Annotated in this window: 22 protein-coding genes; 16 read left to right on the forward strand and 6 right to left on the reverse strand. The window is 75.2% G+C overall.

Annotated features, from left to right (window positions below; genetic code table 11):
- The first annotated feature begins 172 nt into the window (after positions 1-172).
- The 3 genes from RMN57_RS33960 to RMN57_RS33970 all read left to right on the forward strand — a co-directional run bounded on the left by RMN57_RS33960 (position 173) and on the right by RMN57_RS33970 (position 3897).
- A complete protein-coding gene (locus tag RMN57_RS33960) occupies positions 173-1819 on the forward strand; it encodes a cytochrome D1 domain-containing protein (RefSeq protein WP_313767128.1) in 1647 nt (548 codons plus the stop codon).
- A 195-nt stretch (positions 1820-2014) separates the two neighbouring features.
- Positions 2015-2764 (forward strand): PAS domain-containing protein, encoded by a 750-nt coding sequence (locus RMN57_RS33965; RefSeq protein ID WP_313767129.1) that lies wholly within the window; start codon positions 2015-2017, stop codon positions 2762-2764.
- Positions 2761-3897: an aminotransferase class I/II-fold pyridoxal phosphate-dependent enzyme gene (locus RMN57_RS33970; protein WP_313767130.1), complete on the forward strand. Its 1137-nt coding sequence runs from the start codon at positions 2761-2763 to the stop codon at positions 3895-3897. Before RMN57_RS33965 ends, RMN57_RS33970 begins: the two co-directional genes overlap by 4 nt.
- Before the next feature lie 141 nt (positions 3898-4038).
- Here the strand turns inward: RMN57_RS33970 and RMN57_RS33975 are convergent, their stop codons facing one another.
- From RMN57_RS33975 to RMN57_RS33985, 3 genes are all read right to left on the reverse strand, one after another.
- Entirely contained in the window at positions 4039-5259 is a 1221-nt protein-coding gene (locus RMN57_RS33975; protein ID WP_313767131.1) for a GNAT family N-acetyltransferase, read from the reverse strand.
- A 22-nt stretch (positions 5260-5281) separates the two neighbouring features.
- A complete protein-coding gene (locus tag RMN57_RS33980; protein ID WP_313767132.1) occupies positions 5282-6319 on the reverse strand; it encodes a polysaccharide deacetylase family protein in 1038 nt (345 codons plus the stop codon).
- 621 nt (positions 6320-6940) lie between these two features.
- The gene (locus RMN57_RS33985; protein ID WP_313767133.1) at positions 6941-7351 is read right to left on the reverse strand and encodes a hypothetical protein; all 411 of its coding nucleotides are present in this window, start codon (positions 7349-7351) and stop codon (positions 6941-6943) included.
- Between the two features lie 312 nt (positions 7352-7663).
- Between RMN57_RS33985 and RMN57_RS33990 the strand changes: the two genes are divergently transcribed.
- The 3 genes from RMN57_RS33990 to RMN57_RS34000 all read left to right on the forward strand — a co-directional run bounded on the left by RMN57_RS33990 (position 7664) and on the right by RMN57_RS34000 (position 11418).
- Positions 7664-8497, forward strand: coding sequence for a serine/threonine protein kinase (locus RMN57_RS33990; RefSeq protein ID WP_313767134.1), 834 nt, complete (start codon positions 7664-7666; stop codon positions 8495-8497).
- Positions 8498-8503: 6 nt separating this feature from the next.
- Positions 8504-10222: a protein kinase domain-containing protein gene (locus tag RMN57_RS33995; protein ID WP_313767135.1), complete on the forward strand. Its 1719-nt coding sequence runs from the start codon at positions 8504-8506 to the stop codon at positions 10220-10222.
- A 95-nt stretch (positions 10223-10317) separates the two neighbouring features.
- On the forward strand, positions 10318-11418 hold the full coding sequence (locus RMN57_RS34000; protein ID WP_313767136.1) for an ionic transporter y4hA: 1101 nt from the start codon (positions 10318-10320) through the stop codon (positions 11416-11418).
- Positions 11419-11518: 100 nt separating this feature from the next.
- Here the strand turns inward: RMN57_RS34000 and RMN57_RS34005 are convergent, their stop codons facing one another.
- Positions 11519-12589 carry an LPXTG cell wall anchor domain-containing protein gene (locus RMN57_RS34005; RefSeq protein ID WP_313767137.1) on the reverse strand — a complete coding sequence of 357 codons (1071 nt, stop codon included), beginning with the start codon at positions 12587-12589 and terminating at the stop codon, positions 11519-11521.
- Between the two features lie 513 nt (positions 12590-13102).
- Between RMN57_RS34005 and RMN57_RS34010 the strand changes: the two genes are divergently transcribed.
- Both RMN57_RS34010 and RMN57_RS34015 read left to right on the forward strand, forming a co-directional pair.
- Positions 13103-14125: an ABC transporter substrate-binding protein gene (locus RMN57_RS34010; protein ID WP_313767138.1), complete on the forward strand. Its 1023-nt coding sequence runs from the start codon at positions 13103-13105 to the stop codon at positions 14123-14125.
- Positions 14126-14333: 208 nt separating this feature from the next.
- Entirely contained in the window at positions 14334-15662 is a 1329-nt protein-coding gene (locus tag RMN57_RS34015) for a geranylgeranyl reductase family protein (RefSeq protein WP_313767139.1), read from the forward strand.
- Between the two features lie 371 nt (positions 15663-16033).
- On the opposite strand, the gene RMN57_RS34020 is transcribed toward RMN57_RS34015, so the two are convergent.
- Positions 16034-16564, reverse strand: a complete 531-nt coding sequence (locus tag RMN57_RS34020; RefSeq protein ID WP_313767140.1) for a GNAT family N-acetyltransferase — start codon at positions 16562-16564, stop codon at positions 16034-16036.
- A gap of 120 nt (positions 16565-16684) precedes the next feature.
- Here RMN57_RS34020 and RMN57_RS34025 point away from each other — a divergent pair, with 120 nt between their 5' ends.
- From RMN57_RS34025 to RMN57_RS34050, 6 genes are all read left to right on the forward strand, one after another.
- Complete coding sequence (locus RMN57_RS34025) at positions 16685-17284, forward strand: GNAT family protein (protein ID WP_313767141.1); 600 nt, start codon at positions 16685-16687, stop codon at positions 17282-17284.
- 213 nt (positions 17285-17497) lie between these two features.
- Entirely contained in the window at positions 17498-18022 is a 525-nt protein-coding gene (locus tag RMN57_RS34030; protein WP_313767142.1) for a GNAT family N-acetyltransferase, read from the forward strand.
- A 192-nt stretch (positions 18023-18214) separates the two neighbouring features.
- Positions 18215-19684 (forward strand): ferredoxin reductase family protein, encoded by a 1470-nt coding sequence (locus RMN57_RS34035; protein WP_313767143.1) that lies wholly within the window; start codon positions 18215-18217, stop codon positions 19682-19684.
- A gap of 72 nt (positions 19685-19756) precedes the next feature.
- Entirely contained in the window at positions 19757-20224 is a 468-nt protein-coding gene (locus tag RMN57_RS34040; protein ID WP_313767144.1) for an FMN-binding protein, read from the forward strand.
- A 41-nt stretch (positions 20225-20265) separates the two neighbouring features.
- Complete coding sequence (locus RMN57_RS34045; RefSeq protein WP_313768055.1) at positions 20266-20967, forward strand: FAD:protein FMN transferase; 702 nt, start codon at positions 20266-20268, stop codon at positions 20965-20967.
- A gap of 194 nt (positions 20968-21161) precedes the next feature.
- On the forward strand, positions 21162-21560 hold the full coding sequence (locus RMN57_RS34050) for a hypothetical protein (RefSeq protein WP_313767145.1): 399 nt from the start codon (positions 21162-21164) through the stop codon (positions 21558-21560).
- Here RMN57_RS34050 and RMN57_RS34055 read toward each other — a convergent pair.
- Positions 21511-22752, reverse strand: coding sequence for an MFS transporter (locus tag RMN57_RS34055; RefSeq protein ID WP_313767146.1), 1242 nt, complete (start codon positions 22750-22752; stop codon positions 21511-21513). The two genes, RMN57_RS34050 and RMN57_RS34055, sit on opposite strands and share 50 nt — an antisense overlap.
- Before the next feature lie 54 nt (positions 22753-22806).
- Between RMN57_RS34055 and RMN57_RS34060 the strand changes: the two genes are divergently transcribed.
- Complete coding sequence (locus RMN57_RS34060) at positions 22807-23604, forward strand: helix-turn-helix transcriptional regulator (protein WP_313767147.1); 798 nt, start codon at positions 22807-22809, stop codon at positions 23602-23604.
- A 135-nt stretch (positions 23605-23739) separates the two neighbouring features.
- Positions 23740-24246: a hypothetical protein gene (locus RMN57_RS34065; protein WP_313767148.1), complete on the forward strand. Its 507-nt coding sequence runs from the start codon at positions 23740-23742 to the stop codon at positions 24244-24246.
- Positions 24247-24260 lie beyond the last annotated feature (14 nt).

The raw sequence follows: 24260 nt of genomic DNA on the forward strand, positions 1-24260 counted from the left end.
GTGGCGACCGAGTCTGAACACTTGGCAACAAAAACGATCAAGTCCTGACGGTCAGTCAAGCCTGCTTCTACGCTTCGTGCGGCTCCGGTCGGTCACGGAGCCGCCACCGTGCCGCACGGGTCACCGTGCCGCACACCCGCCCCGTCCCCCGACGAGCCTGGAGAAACCCCTCGTGAGAATACGTCGTTCACCCCGCCGCGCCTGGACGGCCGTGGTCGCCACCGGTGCGGCCACGGCCGCGCTGCTGGCGCAGCCCGGCACCGCCGCGGCGGCCGCGCCGCCGCCGAACGTCACCGCCACCGTGGCCGTCGCGGCCTACCCGGCGGGCGTGGCGCTGGCACCGGACGGCGCCCGGGCCTATGTCGCCAGCCAGAGCAGCGGGGCCGTGACCGTCCTGGACACCGCCACCGACGCCGTGGCCGCCACCTACACCGCGGGCACCGGCTCGTACGCGGTGGCCGTGGCGCCGGACGGCCGGCACGTCTACCTGACCCACCACCTCGACGGCACGGTCAGCGTGGTGGACACCGCTAGCAACACCGTCACCGCGACCGTCCCGGTGGGTGCCGGGGCCTTCGGCGTGGCCGTCGCCCCCGACGGTGCCCACGCGTACGTGACCAACGCCGGCGACGCCACCGTCAGCGTGCTGGACACCGCGACCAACACCGTGACCGCCACCATCGCCGTCGGTGCGGAGCCGCACGGCGTGGCCGTCGCCCCGGACGGCGCGCACGTGTACGTGGCCGCCTCGGGCGCCCAGTCGGTGGAGGTGATCGACACCGCGAGCAGCACGGTGGGCGCGCACATCCCCGTCGGCCACGGCGTCTTCGGGCTGGCGCTCAGCTCCGACGGCTCCCGGCTGTGGACCGGCAACGGCGGCGACTCCACCGTGAGCGTCCTGGACCCGGCCGCCCGCACCGTCACCGGCACCGTGACGGTCGGCACCAACCCGTTCGCCGTCGCGCTCGCGCCGGACGGACGCCACGCCTACGCGTCCAACTACGCCGACGACACGCTCAGCGTCATCGACACGGCGACGCTCGCCGTCTCGGCGACCGTCCCGGTCGGCGCGAGCCCGTACACGCTCGCGCTCACCCACGACGGGCGGCGCGGCTACCTCGCCGACTTCACCGGCGGGACCGTCACCGTGCTCGGCTTCCCGCTGCCGGTGCCCGCGGTGACCGGGATCAGCCCGGCCTCCGGACCGCAGGCCGGTGGCACGACCGTCACCGTCACCGGCACCGACCTGGCCGGTGCCACCGCGGTGAGCTTCGGCGCGGCCGGGAACGCCACCGCCTTCTCCTGCACCGCGACCAGCTGCACCGCCACCGCTCCCGCGGCCGCCGCGGCCGGCGCCGTCGACGTCCGGGTCACCACCCCCGGCGGCACCAGCGCGCCCGTCGCCGCGGACCGGTACACGTACGTCGCGCCCACCGCCGACCTCGCCGTCTCGCTCGGCGCCACCCCCGTCGGCGGGCTGCTCACCGGGCGGGTCGACTACACCCTCACGGTGACCAACCACGGTCCGAACGCGGCCGCCTCGGCCACGGTCACCGCCGACCTGCCGGTGGGGATGATCGCCTCCTCCACCGACTGCACCGTCGCCTCCGGCCGGCTGACCTGCACGCTCGCCGCGCCGCTGGCCTCGGGCGCGAGCACCACCCGGCACCTCTCGCTGCACGTCGGGCTGTTCAACCTCGGTCGGACCTTCACCGTGACGGCCGTCCGCACCGCGAGCGCGCCCACCGACCCGGTCCCGGCCAACGACAAGGCGTCCCGCACCTGCACCTCCGGCCTCGCGCAGCTGAGCTGCAGCTGAGCGGTGACTGCGTCCGGGTGACCGGACCGCGCCCGGTCACCGGCGCACCGCCCGGTCACCGGCCCACGGCCGGGTGATCCGCCGCGGCCGGGCCGACCGCGACCGCCCCCTCCCCGGGCACGGGGAGGGGGCCGTCGCCGTTCCGGGCCCGGAACGCGCTGGACGAATCGTCCAGACTGGACGTACAGTCCAAGTGTGACCCCGGAAACCCCCGACCCGCGCGTCCAGGCCTGGTCGCCCGTCTGCCAGGCCGTCGCGCTGCTGCTCGGGCCGTACGCCGAGGTGGTGCTGCACGACGCCGTCCGGGACGAGGTGCTCGCCATCTGGAACCCGATGACGGCGCGCGCCCCGGGAGACCCGTCGCTGCTCGGCGAGCTGGACCGGCTGGGCCCGTCCGCGCCCGACGTCTACGGGCCCTACCCGAAGCTGCTGCCCGACGGACGGCGGCTCTCCTCGGTCAGCGCCGTGCTGCGCGACGCCGACGGCACGCCCTCGGCGGTGCTCTGCGTCAACCTCGACCGCGGCCCGCTGGAACAGGCCTCGGCACTGCTGGCCGCCTTCGCCGCGCCGACCGCGCCACGCCCCGCACCGCTCTTCGAGCGCGACTGGACGGAGCGGATGAACGACGTCATCGGCGGTTACGTCCGCGCGCACGGCCGCCCACCGGAGCGGCTCACCCGCGAGGACCGGATCGCCGTGCTGCGCCGGCTCGACCGGGCCGGGGTGCTCGCGGTGCGCCGCGCCGTCCCCGCCGTCGCCACGGCGCTGAAGGTGTCCCGCTCCACCGTCTACACCCTGCTCGCCGACCTCAAGGCCGACCCCGGCGACGACCTCGACCCCACTGAGCCCGAGCCCGGGCCCCACGCGGACCCCCGCAGCGACCTCGACCCCCCAGAGCCCGGGCCGACCCCCCGACCCGCCGCACAACCCAGGACGACGCGATGACCAAGCTCCCCGACTTCCGGCTGGAAACCTACTTCTCCCGCTGGGAGTTCACCGCACGCCACCACCTCACCGCCTCGGACGCACAGACCATGGCGATGTCCGAGCTGCTCGACCTCGCGGGCCCCGAGGACCGGCACGCCTGGGACACCCTCACCCTCGGCTACACCGAGACCTTCGGCGACCCCGGCCTGCGCCGGGCCATCGCCGGCATCTACGAGCAGGTCGAGGCCGACGACGTGCTCTGCTTCGGCGGGGCGCAGGAGGGGCTCAACCTGGCCATGCAGGTCCTGCTCGGCCCCGACGACCACGCCGTCGTGGTGACCCCCAACTACCAGTCCGCCGAGACCATTCCGCTCTCGCTCTGCGAGGTCACCGGCGTCGCCCTGGACGCCGACCGGGGCTGGGCGCTCGACCTTGACGAGCTGGCCGCCGCGCTGCGCCCGAACACCCGGGTGGTCTCGGTCAACTTCCCCAACAACCCCACCGGCGCGGTGATCGACGCCGCCGACTTCACCCGCCTCGCCGAACTCTGCGACGAGCGCGGCATCCACCTGTTCAGCGACGAGGTCTACCGCGGCCTGGAGCGCGACCCGGCCCGCACCCTGCCGAACGCCGCCGACCTCTCCGAGCGCGCGCTCTCGCTCAACGTCACCTCCAAGTCGCTCGGCCTGCCCGGCCTGCGGATCGGCTGGATCGCCTGCCGGGACCGGGCGTTGCGTTCGCGGCTGGAACGCGCCAAGCACTACACCACGATCTGCAACTCCGCGCCCAGCGAGATCCTGGCCCGGATCGCGCTCGGCAACCGCGAGCGGATCCTGGAGCGCAACCGCGCGATCATCGCCGCCAACCTGCCGCTCTTCGACGAGTTCTTCGCCGGGTTCGCCGAGCTCTTCGACTGGCAGGCCCCGGACGGCGGTTGCGTCGCCTACCCGCGCTACCTCGGGGCCGACGGCGTGGAGGCGTTCTGCACCGGGCTGGTCGAGGAGGCAGGCGTGCTGCTGCTGCCCGCGAGCATCTTCCGCTCCGGGCTCACCCCCACCCCGACCGACCGGTTCCGGATCGGCGTCGGCCGCCGTGACCCGGAGCCCGCCCTGGACGCCTTCGCCGGCTGGCTGAAGGGCCGCCGCCGGTGACGGCCGCGACCCGGCGGTAGCCGTCCGGGTCGTGCGGCGACGGCCCCGGTCATGCGGTGACGGCCCGGGTCGCGTGGTGACCGCCCCGGGCCCGCGGCGACCGCCTGTCCGAGGTGGCCGACGCCCGCCCGGCGCCGGCCGTCAGCTCCTGCGGGCCGCCTTGGCACGGTACTTGAGGCCGAGCAGCGCGCCGGAGAGCCCGTGCGGGACCAGCCAGGAGACGTCCTCCCGGTCCACCGCGTCGAACCGGTACTTGTACGGCTCGGTGCCGCGCAGGAAGTCGAAGGTGGCCAGGCCCTGACCGGCGGCGGCCCGGACGGCCTCGGCGATCACCGCCGTGCCGAGCCGCAGCGGTGCCCAGGCCTGGTCCCAGCCGATCTGGTAGTAGGCGAAGGTGTCGCGCCACTGGAACCCGTAGAGCACGCCGACCGCCTCGCCGGCCCGCTCGGCGACCAGGAAGGCCGGCCCCTCGCCGCGGCCGGTGGCGGCGGCGCGCTCGATCAGCCGCAGGTGCAGCGGCGCGCGGGCGGCGTCGAAGGTGGTCGGCAGGCCGAGTGCGGCCCGCCGCTGCCGGTGCAGGCGCAGGACCGTGTGCAACAGCTCGGTGCGCTCGGCGAGTTCACCGTCCCCGACCGCCGGGGCGACCCAGCGGAAGGTGATCCCCGCGGCGGCCAGCTTCCGTCCGTAGCGGCGCAGGTCGGCGCGGAACTGCCGGGAGCCGAGCGCGTCCGGGCCAGCGGTGAGGTCGGTGCGCGGGCAGGGGGTGCGGCCGGTCGCCACCGCGCCGGGCGGCAGCAGGCCGGCCTGCTCCGGGTCGAGGTCGGTGAGCAGCAGCGTCGCCCGGCGACCCCGCCGGCGCAGCCAGTCGGCCACCTCGGCGCGCCGCTCGGGCGCGGCGCTGAAGCCGCAGTGGTCGGCGGCGCCCGGGCCGGAGCCGAGCACGGTGAGGCAGGGGACGGCCATCGGCGCGCGCGGGTGGAGGCGGCGCCGGGTGCGCAGCAGCGGGACGACGGCGCAGACCCGGCCGTCGGCCTCGCGCCAGACGGTGACCTCGCCCGTCCCCTGCTGCGCGCCGAGCGTCTCCCACCAGGAGAGCGCCCACTCGGGCGTGGTGAACCACGAGCCGGCCGGATCGGCGGCCGCCAGCGCCCGCCAGCCGTCGAGCACGTCCGCCGGCAGGGCGGGGGACCGGTACCGCACCGGCCGGGCGGCCGGACCGCCGACCGGTCCGCCCCTCGGGCGCGCCCGGACGGCCGCGCCGACCACCGCTTCCGCCCGCGCGCCGCTGCCGTTGACGCTGCCGCTGCCGCTGCCCGTGCCGGGTGCTCCGCCGGTGGGCGTCCCGCTCTCGGTGATCCCCAAAACCCCAACCCCCCAGTGCTGTTCAGGCCCCGCCGCGCAGCCGGTGCACGGCCGGATGAAGCCCGGAGAGAATTGTGTCGAACCGGTCGCGGCTGGTGGTGGAGTTCACCCGAAGACGGCTGATCCGCAACGGTTGTCCGGGCAGCAGCCGGTCGTGCCGGTGGTCGAACAGGAACCCGACGCGGTAGCCGAGGCGCCGCAGCAGGGTGTCGGCGCGCCCGTCGACGTTGCCGTTGGGGTAGGCGAAGGCGGTGGGCGCCTCGCCGCCGAGCCAGCGGGTGAGCGCTTCGTGGGCGCGGGTGATCTCGTCCTGGACGGTGTCGTCCTCGCAGCGGTCCAGGCACGGGTGGCCGGCGGTGTGGTTGCCGATCGCCACCCCGGAGCGGTGGAGCGTCAGCAGGTCGTCCCGGCTGAGCTGCTCCTGCCGGGGCGCGCGGACGCCGGCGCTCTCCCGGAGTTCGGCGAGCGCGGTGCGGCGGTCGGGGTCGGGCAGGGTCTTCAGCCGGCGCACCACCGCGCCGGGGGCGCAGCCGGCCAGGCTGCGGGCGGTGCCGCCGCGGGCGGCCAGGAACGCGGCCTCGGACCACCAGAAGGGCCGGTCGCCGTCGATGTGGTCGGTGACCACGAAGGCGGCGGCCGGGACGCGCAGTCGGGTCAGCACCGGCAGGGCCTCGGTGAGGACGGTGCGGTCGCCGTCGTCGAAGGTGACCAGCACGCTGCGGGCCGGCAGCGGTCGGCCGTCGTGGACGGCCTGCTCGACCCGGGCCAGCGAGACCGGGCGGGCGATCCGGACCAGCCGGGCCATCTGCAGGGCGAAGGTCCGCGGGTCCTCGATGCCGTGGTAGGCGAGGACGGCGAGCCGGCGGGTCGCCAGGAGGCGGTACAGCGGCTGTGCGGGGGAGTTGCGGAGCAGGGCGTCGACGGTGCCGCGCCGGTCGGCGAGGCGTCCGCGCGGTGCGGGCGCGGCCGGGGTGGCGGGGGTGGCCGGGGTCTGCCCGGTGGCCTGCCCGATGTGGCCGTGCAGGTGGCCGGTCCTGCGCTGGTCCTGGCTGATCGTCACCCGTCGGCGGTCTGAGCCGTCCGGGCCGGTCGTTCTCGTGCCGGCGGTCGGGCCGGTGTCGGCCCCGGTCGAATGCGTGGGCCCCTCGGGCATCGGCACGCTCCCCCTTCGTCCCCGTAGGTCCTGCGGCGGCGGGGGTGATGCACGGTGCGCGGGCAGGCTCCGCCGTGTCGGCATGTGCCAGCCGAATGGGCGGCCCGCCCCGCCCGAGTCAATTCCCAAGATAGAGCAAAATCCCATGCTCCGAGGAGGGTTGCACAGGCCGGTCGGCGTTCGGCGGGAGGTTGGCGCATTGTTGACGAGGCCTTGGCCTGAGTGCGGGCTGGGAGGTTCCTGGGGGTGCTGCTGGGAAGGGGGAGGGGGAGGGGCCGGGGAGGGGGCCGGGGCTGCTGCCCGCCGTCCCGATCCCCACCCGGCCCCCCGACTCGGGCCGGCTTCACTGCTCGTTGCCGGCCCCGGCGGGCCCCACCTCGTCGAACGCCGACCGGGCGCCTTCACCCGGGCGACGGTGACGGGGTCTCACCCGCCTGGCCCACCACGGGCCTCGTTTCCGCCAGACGGCGACGCGGTCGCCGACCGCGAGCGCAATGACGGATCGTCATTCACTGCATTGCGGTGGGATCAGAACGGCCCGGTGCAGGTGGTCACCCGCTGGGTCGCGTCCAGAGCCGGTCCGCCGGTGGCGCAGATCATCTTGAGGTCGTGGGTGGACACCCGCGGGGTGACCGCCTTGACCAGGCCGGTGGTGACGGTGGTCGCCGAGGCCGTGGTGATCCACGGGCTGCCCCAGGCCTTCTGGGTGCGGATCTCGACCTGAACCATCGTCAGCTGCCCCGGGTCGGCGGCGGAGAACTGTGCGACGCCGACGACGCCCCCGCCGTCCTTCTCCTGCCAGACGCAGGGCCGGTCGACCACGGCGGCACAGCTGGCTGCACCGGTCTCGGCGGACATCACCGCCGCCGAGGCGGGGGCGATCGTCGCCGCCGTGATACCTGCCGCCGCGACCATCAGAGCTGCGATCCGAGCGCGCATGATGTGAACCTCCTTGGAATGAAAGGGAATCTCACTGGGTGGGATGAGTCTTGCATATTTCGAACGTGTGACATATGTGCGCTGCGTCACACTCAAGGTGACCGTTCAACTACATGCTGCTACCGGATGATGTGTCACCGCCCGTTCCCAAGGGTTCAACTCTCCGTCAACTCCGCTTACGAATCATGTGTTTGACGCCAGGTCGGAGCGGGTGGGCGCGTGCGCCGCACCGGCGTTCACTCGTCCGGGTGGCGTACCCGCGGGAGGTGGTTCGGACGGCTACGATCGACCCGATCCACGGAGGTGGTCCGGATGGACACGGTCATCGTCCAACTGCCCGATCCCCGCCCGGAAACCGCGTCCGGCGGGCGGTCCGCCCGGTCCTGCGCCGGGCCCGCGCTTCCTGCTGTCGCCGCGCGGCGCCCGGTGCCGGTCAGGCCCGCCCTGCTCCACCTGGGACCGGGCGAGAGCGCGGGGTTCGGGCGCGGCGAGCCCGGCCGGCCCGCCGCCATCCCGCTCGCCGACCAGGGCATCTCGCGCCGCGCCGGGGAGGTCACGGCGGCCGAGGACTACTGGCGGCTCTCCAACTTCAGCCCCTCCGCCACCTACGTGGTGGAGAACCTGGAAGGCGCCGGCGAGCACGTCAAGGTCGCTCCCGGCCGGCTCGGCGCGCCGGTGCCCTTCGAGTTCTCCCGCGTCCTGCTGCCCGCCCTCGGCGAACCGGTCGAGTTCAAGGTCTTCGCCCCCCAACACGCCTACCTGGACGGCGAGTCGGCCGCCGGTTCCGGTGAGCTGACGGTCAGCCCGTTCGCACTCGACCCCACCTCCAAGTACTTCCTCGTCCTGCTCGCCCTCTGCGAGCCGCGGCTTCGCTCGCCCTCCGCCGCGGTGGTCCCCGGGGCCACCGACGTGGTGGACCGACTGCGCGCCCTGCCGTCATGCCGCGGGCTCACCCGCTCCGCCGTCAACTACCACATCGACTACCTGGTGGCGACCAAGCTCCGGCTGCGGGAAGCGCCGGAGGACGCCGCCGCCCCGGGCGCGCGCAGCGGCGGCAAGCGCGAGGAACTCGTCGCGCTGGCACTGAAGTTCGACCTCGTCCGGGAGGAGCACCTGACCCTGCTCCCGCCCCGGCACGGGCGCTGACCCGCCGTGCGGGAGCCCGGCCGGCCCGGCGATCCGCACCCCCCGTCCCCGGCGGGCGGCGACCCCCGCCACCCGGTGCCGCCCGGCTACCGGGTGGCGGGTTACCGCATCGGCGAGCCGATCGGCGCCGGCGCCTGGGGCAGCGTCTACGCCGCGCGCGGGACTTGCGAACCCCCGGAGGTCGCGGTCAAGTTCCTCGGCCCGGCCCGACTCAGCCCGGGGCAGCGGCGCACCATGGCGCAGATCGCCCGCAGCGAGACGCGGTTCAGCCGCCGGGCCGACCACCCCCACCTGATCCGCACCCTCGCCGTCGTCACCGTCGACGACCCCGCGCACCCGGAGCTCGACGGCGCGGTGGCGCTGGTCATGGAACGCGCCGCACGGAGCCTCCAGGACGTCCTCGCCGCCGCCCGCCCGCGCACCCCCGTCCCGGACGCCGACCGCGTCCTCACCGAGGTCTGCGCCGGGCTGACCCACATGCACGCCGCGGGCTGGGTGCACGGGGACCTCAAGCCCGGCAACGTCCTGCTGATGCCGGACGGCACCGCCAAGCTCGCCGACTTCGGCCTCACCGCCGAGCTGGAGGGCACCCACGCCTACGCGCCGCCGCTCGGCTCGCCCGACCACGTCCCGCCCGAGTGGTGGTCCGAGCGGACCGGGGCGCGCGGCGTCGCCCTGCGGCCGAGCGCGGACGTCTGGGCCTTCGGCGTCCTCGCCCACCAGCTGCTCACCGGCGGGCTGCACCCGTTCCTCGGTGCCACCGCCCGTGCCCGCTCGCTCGCCGGCCAGGCGTATGCCCGCGGCGCGGCGCCGCTGCGGCTCGACGACGCACTGCCGCAGCGGTGGCGGCCGGTGGTGACGGCCTGCCTGACGGCGGACCGCGAGGAGCGGGCGCGGTTGGACCTCGCGACCCTGCTGCCGACACCGGGAGGACCGGGAGACCCGGGAGACCCGGGAGGCCCGGGAGGCCCGGGCGGACTGGGGGAGCAGGGGGAGCCGGCAGGCCCGGGCGGCCCGGGCGGGGGCGGCGACCGCCGGGCCGCCGGGCCGAGGCGCACGCCCCGGGCCGCGGCGGTGGCCGGTGCGGGCGGCCTGGCCGTGCTGGCCGCCGTGCTGCTGGCCCTGGCCGGCGGGCCCGAGCCGGCGTCCGCCCCGGCCACCGGGTCCGCCCCGGCCGCGGGGGCCGGCTCGACGCCGGGCCGGGCCGTGACGGCGCAGCCCGCGGGCCGGCCCGCCGTCCCGTCGTCGGTCCGTCCGTCGCCCGCCGGTGCCATCCCGGAGGGCTCGGACGTGCCCGTCGCGCTGCGCGGGCCGATCGAGGACGCCGCCCGCCGCTGCCCCGAGCCGGAGATCACCCCGGCGCTGATCGCGGCCGTGCTCAAGGCCGAGAGCGGCTTCGACCCGCAGGCCGCCCGGCCGGAGTCCGGCGAGTACGGCGTCGCCATGTGGACGCCCGCGGTCTTCAACGCCTGGGCGCAGGACGGCGACCACGACGGCGTGAAGGACTACATGGACCCGGCCGACGCGATCGTCTCGATGGGCAACTACGTCTGTTGGCTCGACCAGCAGTTCAAGCACCGCGGCTTCACCGCCGACCTGTCGGCCCTCGTCGCGGCCGGCTACCGGACGAGCGACAAGACCGTCGCCGACGCCGGCGGCGTCCCCGAGCGGGTCCGACCGCACGTCACGAAGGTGCTCGGCTACCTCGCCGAGTACGGTGGCTGACCGGCGGCGGACGCGGGGCGAGGAGCTGATCGCATCGGGTCGGCCGCCCGGCGACGTTGCGCGGCGGACGGGGGCCGGTCTGCGATGGTGACCGCATGTTCCCGAAGCTCCGCGCGGTCGCCGCGCAGTGGACGGTCGTCGTCCCCGTGGCGGCCTTCGTCGTCCTCGTCCTGACCTGGAAGCGCGACCTGCCCGGCTGGGGGGTGGGCCTGGTGGCCTACTTCCTGGCGGGCGCCGTGCTGGCCGCCGTGCACCACGCCGAGGTGATCGCCCACCGGGTGGGCGAGCCGTTCGGCTCCCTGGTGCTCGCCGTGGCGGTGACGGTCATCGAGGTGGCGCTGATCGTGACGCTGATGGCGGACGGCGGGGACAAGGCCGCCACACTGGCCCGGGACACCGTGTTCGCCGCGGTGATGATCACCTGCAACGGCATCCTCGGCCTGTGCATCCTGGTCGGCGCGCTCAAGTACCGGGTGGCGGTGTTCAACGCCGAGGGCACCGGCGCGGCGCTGGCCTGCGTCGGCACCCTGGCGACGCTCAGCCTGGTCCTGCCGACCTTCACCACCAGCTCGCCCGGCCCGCAGTTCTCCACCACCCAGCTGGCCTTCGCGGCCGCCGCGTCGCTCCTGCTGTACGGGCTGTTCGTGGCCACCCTGACGGTCCGGCACCGCGACTACTTCCTGCCGGTCACGGCGGAGGGCGAGGTGCTCGACGAGGACGACCACGCGCACCCGCCGACCACCCGGGCGGCCCTGACCAGCCTCGGGCTGCTCGGCGTGGCGCTGGTCTCGGTGGTCGGTCTGGCCAAGGCCGTCTCGCCGACCATCGAGTCCGCGGTCTACTCGGCGGGGCTGCCGTCCTCGGTGGTCGGCGTCGTGATCGCGATGCTGGTGCTGCTGCCGGAGACCATCGCGGCCGTGCGCGCGGCGCTGCGCAACCGGGTGCAGACCAGCATGAACCTGGCGCTCGGTTCGGCACTGGCCAGCATCGGCCTGACCATCCCGGCCGTCGCGCTGGCCACCGTCTGGCTGTCCGGCCCGCTGGTGCTCGGTCTCGGGCCGTCCCACCTGGTGCTGCTCGCGCTGACCGTCGTGGTCGGCACCCTGACCGTCATCCCGCGCCGCGCCACGCCGCTGCAGGGCGCCGTGCACCTGGCCGTCCTGGCGGCCTACGTGGTGCTCGCGGTGAACCCCTGAGACGCTCCCGCCCCCCGCGACGGGAGCGGCCCAGGGGAGATACGGCGGCGGGCCGGAGACCAGGTGGTCACCGGCCCGCCGTTCGCGATCCTGCCCGGTGTCAGGAGGACTTGCGGGTCCGGCGGGTGTAGACCACGGCGCCCGCGCCGGCCAGCAGCAGCGCGGTACCGGCGCCGGCCACCAGCAGGGTGCCGTCGCTACCGGTGGAGGCGAGGTCCTTGCCGGTCTGGGCGGTGCCCGGGATCGGGGTCGGGACGCTGACCGCGGCGGGCATGATCAGCGGCTTCTCCGGGTTGACCACGGTGCCGGCCGGCGGGGTCTTCACCGGGACGGTGGCGGTGGGGGCCGTGGACGGCCCGGTGGTCGGCGCCGGGGCCTCGGTGGTCGGCACGGCCGACGGCGAGGTGGTGGCGGACGGCGAGGCCGAGGGGGTCGCGGTGGCCGTCGCCGAGGGGGTGACCGACGGGGTGACCGAAGGGGTCGCGGTGACGGTCGGCGTGGCCGTCACGGTGGGGGTGACGGTCGGCGTGGCCGGCGGGGTGGTCGGCGGCGCGGTCTTGGTGGGGGTGGCGGTCGGCGACGGCGTCTGGGTGGGGGACTGCGACGGCGTCGTGGTGGCGGTCGGCGTCGGGGTCGCGGTCTTGGTGGGGGTGACGCTCGGCGACGGCTTGCCGGTGGGCTTGTGCGGAGGGGCGGACTTGGTCGGCGTCGGGGTGCTGCCCCCGCAGTCCACCTTGAACACCTTGTGCTTGGGGTTGTTGAGCTCCGGCTCGGCCGGCAGCTTGCCGTCCTTCAGCTCGACCGAGGCCCAGTACAGCTTGTAGTGACCGTCCGGGAGGTTGATGTCCTCGGTGCGGACGTGGCCCTTGCCGTCGACCGGCAGGTCGCCGTAGGCCACCGCGGTCTCGCTCTTGTCGTGGACCTCGGCGATCAGCCAGATGACGTCCTGGCCTGGGTCGAAGCCGAAGGAGTCCAGGTAGAACGTGCAGACCTTGGGCTCGTTCCGGGTGTCCTCCTGCCCGGTCGCCGCGTCGTGGATCTTCACGGTGCCGTTGTTGCCCGGGGCGGGCTTGCCGCCGGCCGCGGCCTGCGCGGTCGGGGCGAGCAGCAGCAGAGCGGCGGCGGTGGGGACGGCGACGAGGGATCGCGCCGCGGTGGAGCGGATGCGCATGCTGGTTCCATCGTGGATCGGCGGCCCGGAAGGGCCTGCGCGGCAGGTGGGAGAGCCCTCGTCCGTCCCGCCGGTCCGGTGACGGACTGTGACGGTGAACGAGAGGGCCTAAGGTCCCGCAGCCGCCGCCGTGACGCAAGGTCGATTTGGTCGGATTGTCAGTTGGTTGCCTCAATTGCGCGGAATAGTCCAGTGCAACGATCCGGTCACCCGATTGTGTGGGCGGTGTGCGACGCGTGGACACGCGCCCAGGCGCTCCCTTCCGCGCCTGCGCGGAACCTCCCGCCCGGCCGGGCCGACGGCCGCCCCCGGCGGCGCGGGCCGTCGGCCGGGGTGCGAGGATGACCCCCGACCGCCCCCGACGGCGGACCTCCGCCGACCGGCCGCCCCCTCACCCCGGGGCAGCCAGATCAAGGGCACACGGCGATGCGGTCCGCACTGCGTACCCGGCAGGCACTCCGGCGCGGCGTCTCCCCGAACGCACTCCCTCACCTGCGAAGAAGACGCATCGCGATGCACCACACCCTCATTCCTTCCGGTTCCCTTTCCACGTCCACGTCCACGTCCGCGTCCACGTCCACGTCCACGTCCGCGCCCGCCGTCGCCCCGGCCGGCGCCGCCTCCGCCCGCTCCCGCTCGCCGCTGCGCACCGCCGCCGCACTGGGCGCGGGCGGGCTGCTGCTCACCGGCTGCGGTGGCGGCGCGACCCCGGCCGCCGGCGGCGACGACGACCTGAACGCCCGGCTCCCCAAGGCGGTCCGGTCCGCCGGAGTGCTCAAGATCGGCTCCTACCTCAACTACCCGCCGGTAGACTTCCGGGACTCGAACGCCGCACCGGCCGGGATCGACCCGGAGCTCGCCAAGGCGATCGGCGGGCAGCTCGGAGTGAAGATCGAGTTCGTCGACATGCCGTTCGAGAAGCTGATTCCGGCCGTCCAGGCCAAGCAGATCGACCTGGCGATGTCCGCGGTCATCGACACCGAGCAGCGCCAGCTCGGAGCCGCCGACGACGGCCACCAGGCCGACCCCGGGGTCGACTTCGTCGACTACTTCGGCTCCGGCACCGTCATGGTGGTCAAGGCCGGCAACCCGCTGAACCTCTCCAGCCTGGACAGCCTCTGCGGCCGCGCGGTCGCCGTCCAGCGCGGCACCGTCCAGGACGAGCTGGCCGCACGGCAGGTCCCGGCCTGCCAGCGGACCGGCAAGCCGCTGCAGATCCACCGGTTCGACAACGACGACCAGGCGCTCGCCGAGGTCGCCTCGGGCGCGGCGGCCGCCGACCTGAACGACTACCCGGTGGCGCAGTACAACACCACCCAGCCGGGCCGCGCCGGAACGTTTCAGCTGGCCAACACCAACTACCTTCAGGCCGGTCCCTACGGCATCACCGTCGCCAAGGACGACACCGCACTGCGGGACGTGCTGGCGAAGGCGCTGGACAACCTGATCCACAACGGCGACTACGACAAGATCCTGGCCAAGTGGAACGTGCGCCGCGGCGCCGTCTCCAGCGCGGTCGTCAACGGCGGCCTCTGACCGCCTGCGGGGCGGCGCTCCGGAGAACCTCGGAGCGCCGCCCCGCAGATCCCGCCCCGATGGCTGGTAACGACCGGTCATCGGGGCGGGTCCGCGTGTCGGGGCGCGGCGCGGAGGTCGCTTTCCCTATCGTCTGAGACCGCTGATTCCGCTTCATTCCGCTTCATTCCGCTGGTTCCGCAGCCGATCCGACCCGTGGGAGTACGTGATGCCCGGCCCAGAGCAGCAGTTGTCCGACGCCGGCTCCGCCGCCGACCCCGTGCGGGGGCGGGACAGCGCCGACGTGATCGTGGTCGGCGCGGGCCCCGCAGGCTCCACCGCCGCCTACCACCTCGCCCGCACGGGGCTGGACGTGTTGCTGTTGGAGAAGTCGGCCTTCCCGCGCGAGAAGGTCTGCGGCGACGGCCTCACCCCGCGCGCCGTCAAACAGCTGATCGACCTCGGCATCGACGTGTCCGAGGAGGCCGGCTGGCTGCACAACCGCGGGCTGCGCCTGGTCGCCGGGCACCGCACCGTCGAGCTGGACTGGCCGCAGCTGTCCGCCTATCCGCCCTTCGGACTGGTCCGCCGGCGCGCCGACTTCGACGAGCTGCTCGCCCGCCGCGCCGCCTCGGCCGGTGCGCGGCTGGTCGAACGGGCCAATGTGGGGGGCCCGTTGGTCGACGAGCGGACCGGCCGGATCACCGGCGTGACGGCCCGGCTCGGCGAGGAGAAGCAGCCGGTCTCGTACCGCGCGCCGCTGGTGGTCGCCGCCGACGGCAACTCCACCCGGCTGTCGCTCGCGATGAAACGCTACCGCCGCACCGACCGGGCGATGGGGGTCGCCTATCGGACGTACTTCACCACCCCGCGGCACGAGGACCGCTACCTGGAGGCCTGGCTCGACCTGCGCGACCCGCGCGACCCGGACCGCCGCCTGCTGCCCGGCTACGCCTGGGTGTTCGGCATGGGCGACGGCACCGCCAACGTCGGCCTGGGTGTGCTGGACACCGCCGCGGTGGCCCGCGAGGTGGACTGGCGGGACCTGCTCCGCCGCTGGTGCGCCGACCTCCCCCCGGAGTACGGCTACACCCCGGAGAGCGTCACCGAGCCGGTCCGCGGCTCCGCCCTCCCGATGGGCCTCAACCGCCAACCCCACTACGCCGACGGCCTGTTGCTGGTCGGCGACGCCGGCGGCACGGTCAGCCCGGCGACCGGCGAGGGCATCGCGTACGCGATGGAGTCCGGCCGGTACGCCGCCGAGACGATCGTCCAGGCGCTCGCCCGGCGCACCGACCGCGGCCGTGACCTCGCCCTGCGCGCCTACCCGCAGGCGCTGCGCGCCGCCTACGACGGCTACTTCGCGCTCGGCCGGCTCGCCGCCGACGTGCTCGGGCGCCCGAAGCTGATCGGCGCGGCCGGTGCCATGGGGCTCGGCCACCCGGCCCTGCTGAAGGGGCTGTTCCGCCTGATGGTCAATCTGACCGAGCCGAACTCCCGGGACTCGCTGGACCGGCTGCTGCACCTGCTCGGCAAGGTGGCGCCCAGCAGTCGGTAACGGCGGCCGGACGGGGGCGGCGGCGGTCCGCGCGTGAACGGGCGGCCCCCGTCCGCACGCGCGTGCGACGGACCGTAACCCCAGGGTGCCCGCCCCCGTCCGCCCGCGGGACCGGATTCGCCACTTCCGCCGACACGATTGCCCTTCCAGGAAGTTCGGTTGGCGGAACGTCACATGATCGGCTTGCCTGGGTGGCCAGCTGGACGCCGCGCTGGTGCCGAACGGCCCGGCCCGGCCGAACGTGCTCCGGCTGGTCGACAACGGCTATCTCGCGCGGATCCGACGTACCGCCTCCCGGGACACGCCGCCGGGCCGTTGCCGACGCGTCGGTGACGGCCCGGCCCTGCCGGTTCTCGCGGGCCGGGCGGGGCCTACCAGAGGTCGCCGTCGCGCCAGTCGCAGGCGAGGGCGCCCGCGAGGTCGAGCGGTGCCGCGCCGGGCAGCACGAACACCGCGCCGTCCTCCTCGGGCGTCGGCCTGAGGCCGGCCGGTGTCAGGGCCGACAGCGGACCCCGCCAGCACTGCCAGCCGCGCGCCGCGTAGAAGTCGGCGGCCTCGTCCGCGGCGCAGAGCGCCCCGAGGTCGTAGGCGCGCACGATCGCCGTCTCCAGCGCGGCCATCAGTGCGGCGCCGTGTCCACGCCCCTGCCGGTCCGCCCGGACGCCCACCCCCTCGACGTACCCCGCCCGCAGCGCCCGCCCGTCGTGCAGCAGCCGCCGCTGCACGACCGCGGCGTGGCCGATCAACTCGCCGTCCTCGCGGGCCAGCGCGTGCACCCCGCCGAGGGTGTGCTCCCAGTCCTCGTCCGAGAACTCGCCGAAGACGTCCGCCAGTAGCGACCGCACAGCCGCCGGCTGCGCGCCGTCCAACTCGGCCGTGTGGGCGGTGAACACCTCGATCATGCCTCGATCCTCGCACACGGCCCCTGGTGTCCCGCCGCCCCTTCCGGCCCCGGGGCGGCCGCCCCGATGGAGCCGGAAATCCGCTGGCGCCGTGGGCGGGAGGCGGGGTAGGAAGACCGGATGAGCACCGTGGAATCCACCTCTGACCAGCGCGCCTTCGTCCCCGTCACGCTGGACCTCGGCGACATCGTTCTCCGTCCGTGGGGCCGCCGGACCGAGGTTCGCGGCGGCGTGGTCGCCCGGCTCCTGGCGGCGTCGGTCGACCCGGCCATCGCGCTCTGGAACCCGATCCGCGCCACCGACGAGGCCGGGGCCGCGGCCTACCTCGACCGGTGGGAGACCGGCTGGGACTCCGGCAACACCGCGGCCTTCGCCGTCGTCGACAGCACCGACAGCGACCTGCTCGGCAACGTCGCGCTGCGCTGGACCGACCGGGCCGACGGGCTCGCCATGATCGGCTACTGGCTGCTGCCGGCCGCCCGCGGCCGGGGCGTCGCCACCCGCGCCACCCGGGCCGTCACCAGCTGGGGCATCGCCACGGCGGACACCCGCCGGATCGAGATCGCCCACGCGGTCGGCAACGCGGCGTCCTGCCGGGTGGCCGAGCGCTGCGGCTACCCGGCCGAGGGGACGCTGCGCGCCTCCCACCGCTTCGGGGACGGCGAGTACCACGACGAGCACCTGCACGCCCGGCTGGCCACCGACCCCGAGCCCGCGTAGCGGCGGGCCCGGGGTGCTCGCACGCCCCTCGGCCCGCAGGCCTGCCCGGCTCGCGCGGCTGCCCGGCTCGCGCGCCTGCCCGGCTCGCGCGCCTGCCCGGCTCGCGCGCCTGCCCGGCTCGCGCGCCTGCCCGGCTCGCGCGCCTGCCCGGCCGCCGCGCCGGCACCCGCGTCGTACGCGGCCACCCGACGATCGCCCCCACCAGGAGACCGTGTGACCACGCTCAAGCCCGAGACCATCCACACCGACCGGCTGACCTTGCTCCCGCTGACCGTCGAGCACGCCGACGAGATGGCCGGCGTGCTGTCCGACCCCGGCCTGCACACCTTCATCGGCGGCGCTCCGGACACCGCCGAGGCCCTGCGCGCCCGCTACCGGCGCTGGGTCGCCGGTTCGCCCGACCCGGCCGAAGCCTGGTGCAACTGGGTGATCGAGCTCCGCGACACGGCCGCTCTGACCGGCACGGTCCAGGCCACCGTCACCGCCGACGACCGCGGAGCCTGCGCGGAGATCGCCTGGGTGGTGGGAACGCCCTGGCAGCGGCGCGGCATCGCCACCGAGGCCGTCCGCGGCCTGGTCGCCTGGCTGCGGAAGCCCCTGGAGCCCCCAGTGCACACGGTCGTCGCCCACATCCACCCGGACCACCTGGCCTCCGCCGCCGTCGCGGCCGCCGCAGCACTCACTCCCACGGACCGGTGGCACGACGACGAGGTCAGGTGGCAGCTGGACATCGGTTGAGGGCCCGCGCGGGCGGTTCCGGCTGAGAATGCGGTGAGATCCCACAGGCCGGCCCCGCCCGCTTGGAACCGTTCTGACCTGCGGAAACGTTCCCGTATGCGCCCTCTGAGGGGTCTCTGAGAGGTGTGCGGAGCGGCGAGCCCGCTGGCAGGGTGGGCCTCCCACGCCGAACCGGCCGCCGAGGAGGGCACCGTGACCGCACCGCAGCTCGCCCGCGCCGTCCGCCGGGGACGGCCCGGCCGCCCCGCCGTCACCGACCGTGACGACGGCGCCGCACCCGACGGAGGGGCCGTCCCCGGCTGTGGCGTCGAACCCCACGGCGGGCCCGTCCCCGACCGAGGCGCCGGGCACCGGCCGCGCCGCCTTCCGCCGGCCGCCACGGCCGTCGCCGTGCAGACGGCCGTCGCTGCCGGCGCCGCCGCCGTCCTGGCGCTCTGGTGGCAGGACACCGCACGGATCTCCGGCGCCGCCCAGTGGCTCACCGGCGCCGGCCGCATCACCGGCCTGCTCGCCGGCTACACGGCGCCGGTCCTGCTGCTCCTGATGGCCCGCCTGCCGCCGCTCGAACGCGGCATCGGCGCCGACCGGCTGGCCCGCTGGCACGCCCGGGGCGGCCGCTACCTCGTCGGCCTGGTCGCCGTCCACGTCCTCACCGTGGTCTGGGGCTACGCCCTGACCGACGGCCGGGGCCTGCTCGCCGAGGGCGTGGACATCGTCCTGCACTGGCCCGAGATGCTGAAGGCCGCCCTGGCCACCCTGCTGCTGCTCGGCACCGGAGCGGTCTCCGCGCGTGCCGCCCGCCGCCGCCTCAGCCACGAGACCTGGTACTACCTGCACCTGGCCACCTACCTCGCGGTCGCGCTGGGCTTCGGCCACCAGCTCGCCACCGGCACCGACCTCGGCCCCGGCCCCGCCCGACTCGCCTGGACCGCCCTCTACCTCGCCACCGCCCTGCTGCTCGGCTGGTACCGGCTCGTCCTGCCCTGGCTGCGTGACCGCCGCCACCGGCTCACCGTCGCCGAGGTCCGCCATGAGGCCCCGGGCGTCGTCTCGGTCTTCCTGACCGGCCGCCACCTGGCCGAACTGCGCGCCGAACCGGGCCAGTTCTTCCGCCTCCAGTTCCAGACCAGGGAGCTGCGCTGGGCCGCCAACCCGTACTCGATGTCGGCTCCCGCCCACCCGCACTTCCTGCGCTTCACCGTCAAGGACCTCGGCACCCACAGCGCCGCCGTCGCCGGCCTGCAGCCGGGCACCCGGGTCCGCGCCGAGGGCCCGTACGGGGCGTTCACCGCCCGGCGGCACCGTGTGCCCAAGGTCCTGCTGCTCGGCGCGGGCGTCGGCATCACGCCACTGCGGGCGCTGTTCGAGACCCTGCCCGGTGAGCGGACCCTGGTCCAACGGGCCCACGACGCCGAGTCCGTGCTGTTCCGCGCGGAACTCGCCCGGGTCGCGGCGCGGCGCGGCGGCCGGGTGCACGAGCTCCTCGGCAGCCGCGCCGAGGCGGGGGAGCTCGGCGTCGCACTCGCCCGGCTCGTCCCCGACCTCGCCGCGCACGAGGTGTACCTGTGCGGGCCGCCGGAGTTCACCGCGGAGGCGGTCCGTGCGCTGCGCACCGCCGGGGTGCGGCGGGGCCGCATCCACCACGAGGCCTTCGAACTCTGACCGAGACGTCGAGCACCCGCCCGCGTCGAGCACCCGCCCACACCTGCCCACGTCCGCACCGAGGAGCGACCGATGCGCCGAGCCGTCGTCACCTGCACCGCCACCGCAGCCGGCGTGGTCCTGCTGCTCTCCCTGAAGCCCCACGACGGCGGTGGCGCCGGCTCGGCCGCCCCGCCGTCCGCTGCCCTCGCCCCGTCCGACGCCGACTCCTCGTCGGGCTCCTCGTCCTCCTCCGGCTCGGGTTCCGGCTCGGGCTCGACCGTGCGGACGGTCACCGGGGACGCCGTCTCCACCCGGTACGGCCCGGTCCAGGTGAAGGTCACGCTCGACGGAACGAAGATCACCAAGGTCGACGTGGTCCAGTACCCGACCCACGACCACCGCGACCGCGAGATCAACGCGAGCGCGATACCCGTCCTCAACGAGGAGGCGCTGGCCGCCCAGAGCGCGGACGTCGACGTCGTCTCCGGCGCGACCTACACCAGCGACGGCTACACCCGCTCCCTCCAGAGCGCCCTCGACCGGGCGGCCGACCGGTGACGGCCGCCGCTCCCAAGGCCCTGCGGCACACCGAGCACGTGATGGGCACGGTGTTCTCCTTCACCGTCCGCGACCCCGGGCCCGAGGCCGTGGCCGCACTGCGACGGATCGCCGCCCGCCTGCACGAGATCGACGCCGTCTTCTCCCCGTACCGGGCGGACAGCGACATCAGTCGGCTCGACCGCGGCGAGCTGACCCTCGACCGCTGCCACCCGGACGTCCCCGAGGCCCTGGCCCGCTGCCGCGAGCTGTCCGCCGAGACGGCGGGCTACTTCACCGACCGGCCCGCCGGCCGCCTCGACCCGAGCGGCTGGGTCAAGGGCTGGGCGGTCGAGGAGGCCTCCCGGCTGCTCCGCGCCGCCGGCTCGGCGCAGCACTGCGTGAGCGGCGGCGGCGACGTCCAGACGGCGGGCGGCCCCTGGCGCGTGGGCATCGCGGACCCGCTGCGCCCCGGCGCCCTGGCCGCGACGGTCACCGGGCACGACCTCGTGGTCGCCACCTCCGGTACGGCCGAGCGCGGCCCGCACATCATCGACCCCCACACCGGCCGCCCGGCCACCGGCCTGGCCTCGCTGACCCTGGTCGGCCGCCACCTCGCCCACACCGACGCCCTGGCCACCGCGGCCTTCGCCATGGGCCCCGCCGGTGCACTCGCCTTCGCCGCCCGCCACGCCGCCGTCGAAGCCCTCGCCGTCGACCTCACCGGCACCCACCACCGCACGCCGGGATTCCCCACAGCCTGAGTCACCGGTACACGGCCCCCGGGCCGGCGGCGTCCGGGCGGGTGAGCACCGCGCAGGGAGTCGGACGGGCCGACCTCCTGCGCGGGAGCCGAGTCGTTCGGCCGCCCGGGTGAAAGCCGGCTGCGGGCCGCGACGCCGATGGGTGGAAGGGCGTTGGCCGGGGCAGTCGTGTCCGCCGGCCGAGGAGTCCCCTGGTGCGCCGTTCTGTCGCGGCGGCGATCGCCGCCGCCACCGCTTCGATCTCGATCCTCGCGGGGTCCCAGGCCGGGGCCGCCACCCGGTCCTCCAGCGCCTGCACGCACCACCCGATCGAGGGCGGCCCGCAGGTGTGCATCCGGGTGGAGGGCGTCGGTACCCACGTCGACAAGGCGGTGGCGATCTGGACCAACCCGCCCGCCGGCGTGAACGAGCGCACGGCCCACCTCTTCCTCAGCGGCCACGAGGTGCACTACCCGCAGAAGGCGACCCGCCACGGCAGCACCCTCAGCGCGGAGTGGGGCTGGTTCGAGCACTCCGGCGCGCTCTGCGTCGAGTTCGACGGCATCAGGAACCGCCGGGCCTGCGAGGACGTGTACGAGTCCGACCACTCCTGACGGCCGGCGTGAGTGCTTCGTCGCCGGCGTGCGGAGACGGCACGGCCCCGAGCTGCGGTGCGGCGGGTTCGGGCAGGGTGCGGAAGAGGAGCCAGCTCAGCACCGGCATCAGGACGAGCGGTGCCAGTGCGGTCCGCAGGGACGTCGCGTCGGCGAGGCGGCCGATGACGGGGCTGACCAGGCCCCCGATGCCGACGCTCAGGCCGAGGGTGATCCCGCCGGCGGTCCCGACCTGCGAGGGCAGGTAGTCCTGGCCGAGCGTGACCTGCAGGGAGAAGGGGACGTAGAGGCCGATCGAGGTCAGGGCCACGAACGGGTACAGCGCCGGGCCCGGCGCGGCGACCACGCCCGCGACCGCTCCGACCGTCGTCAGGTACGACCAGCGGCAGACCGTGACCCGGCCCCAGCGCTCCGCCAGCGAACCGCCCAGCACCGAGCCGACCGCGCCGCCGAGGTAGAGCACGAAGAGCGCCGCGGTGCCGGCCGTGCTGCTGCCGCCCATGCGCTGCTGGGCGTACAGGGAGAGGAAGGTGCTCAGGCCGACGAAGACCGTGGAGCGGCACACCACGGCCAGCGACAGCCGCACGAACGACGCCCGGTCGTCCGATCCACCCGGCCCCGTCGCAGCCGTCCCGGCGGCCTGCCGCCGCCCCAGCGCGCGGAGTACGGGCACGCAGAGCGCGGTGCCCGCCAGTGCCGGGAGCACCAGCAGCGGCGTCAGGCGCAGGCCGCCGGCCGCCATCACCGTGCCGACCAGCAGCGGGGCCGTCGCGAAGCCGAGGTTGCCGCCCGTCGAGAACCACCCCATGGCGCGGTGGCTGCCCCGACCGGCGATCCGGGCGACCCGCGCGGACTCCGGGTGGTAGGCGGCCACACCGATCCCGGAAACCGCGACGAAGAGCAGCGTCGGCCCGTAGGAGCCGCTCACTCCGCTCAGGGCGATGCCCACGCCCCCGAGCAGCGTGCCGACCGGCAGCAGCCAGGGCATCGCCCGACGGTCGGTGAGGACGCCGAACACCGGCTGCACCACCGAGGACAGCAGGGAGGCGGCCAGCACCATGCCGGAGACCGCGGCGTAGCTGTAGTCGCGTTCGGCCACGAAGAACGGGACCAGCGACGCCACCGCGCCCTGGTAGACGTCGACGCAGGCGTGTCCGACGGACAGCAGAGTGATCTTCATATTCCTTCGCACCTGGTCAGGATCCGAGACCGCTGCCGTGTCGCGCTTCCGATAATCTGACGAGCGATGACGAAAATCCGCCACGAGTCGGTGGCCCCGACGCGCACCCAGCGACTGGCCGCCGGCGGCGGGATCGACGCCCACCGTCACGACGACCACCAGATCGTCTACGCCGGTCGCGGAGTGCTGGTGGTCACGACCGGCCAGGGCTCCTGGGTCGCCCCGGCCACCCGCGCCATCTGGGTACCGGCCGGCGTCGTCCACGCCCACCAGGCCCACGGGGACCTCGACCTGCACCTGGTGGGGCTGCCCGCGACCGAGAACCCGCTCGGCCTGGACGTCCCCACCGTGCTCGCCGTGGGGCCGCTGCTGCGCGAACTGATCATCGCCTACACCCGCAGTCCCGACGACGCCCGCACGCCCGCCTGCACCCGTCTACCCGGCGACGCCCGCACGCCCGACCACGACAGCCCCGAACGGGCCCGGCTGCGCGCGGTGCTGCTCGACCAGCTCCGGGCCTCCCCGCAGCAACCGCTGCACCTGCCCGCACCGATCTCACCCCTGCTGCGCGCGCTCTGCGAGCTCCTGCAGGCCGATCCGGCCGACAGCCGCACCCTCGCCGAGCTGGGCCGCCACGTCGGTGCGAGCGACCGCACCCTCTCCCGGCTCTTCCGCAGCGACCTCGGCATGACCTTCCCCCAGTGGCGCACCCAACTCCGGCTCCAGCACGCGCTGGTCCTGCTTGCCGAGAAGCAGCCGGTGACCGCCGTGGCCCACCGGTGCGGCTGGTCGTCGACCAGCGCCTTCATCGACGTCTTCCGCCGCACCTTCGGCCACACCCCCGGCTCCCATCCACCCGCCTGACCGACCGGGGCCCGTCCAACCTGCTACCGGGGGCCGACAGTCGGTGGTGGCGCTCCGTGGCCGGGCGCGCGGTGGGGCGGGGGCCTAGTCTGGAAGTGCGCGCCCGTGCGTGGCACGGAATGGGAGCGGTGGGCCATGACGGTCATCTCGGCGGCACTCTTCGGTACCGATTGGCGCGGTGCGCTGCCCGTCGGCGCCCCGGCCGCGGTGCGCTTGCCGGTCGCGGTGCGCTCGCCGGTGGCCGGTGAGGCCGAGCTGCTGCGCGAGTGCGACGCCCGGGGCTGGACGGTGGTGCTGACCGGACCAGGTCCGGTCGGGGCCCCGGCACTGACCGTGGCCGCGCCCGGCGCCGACCCGGTCGGGGCCGCACTCGACCTGGTCGACGGCGAGCCGTCGCACGCCGTGTTCGTCGCCGGCAGCGTTCCCGAGGTCCTGGCCGCGCGTCGTGCGGCCGTCCCCTGCGTCGCGCTGGAGACCGCCGTCGCGCGTGGGCCCGAGTTGCTGGCGGCAGGCGCGGCGGAGGTGCACCACGACGCCGCCGCCCTGCTGCACGTGCTGGACGACAGCCTGTTGGCCCGCCCGCGGGCCTTCGGGGCCTGTCGTCCGACCGCCGCTGCCGCACCGGCCGGCCGAGGCGGTTGACGCACCCCTGAACC

Source organism: Kitasatospora sp. CM 4170, from assembly GCF_032110285.1.
Taxonomy (GTDB): domain Bacteria; phylum Actinomycetota; class Actinomycetes; order Streptomycetales; family Streptomycetaceae; genus Kitasatospora; species Kitasatospora aburaviensis.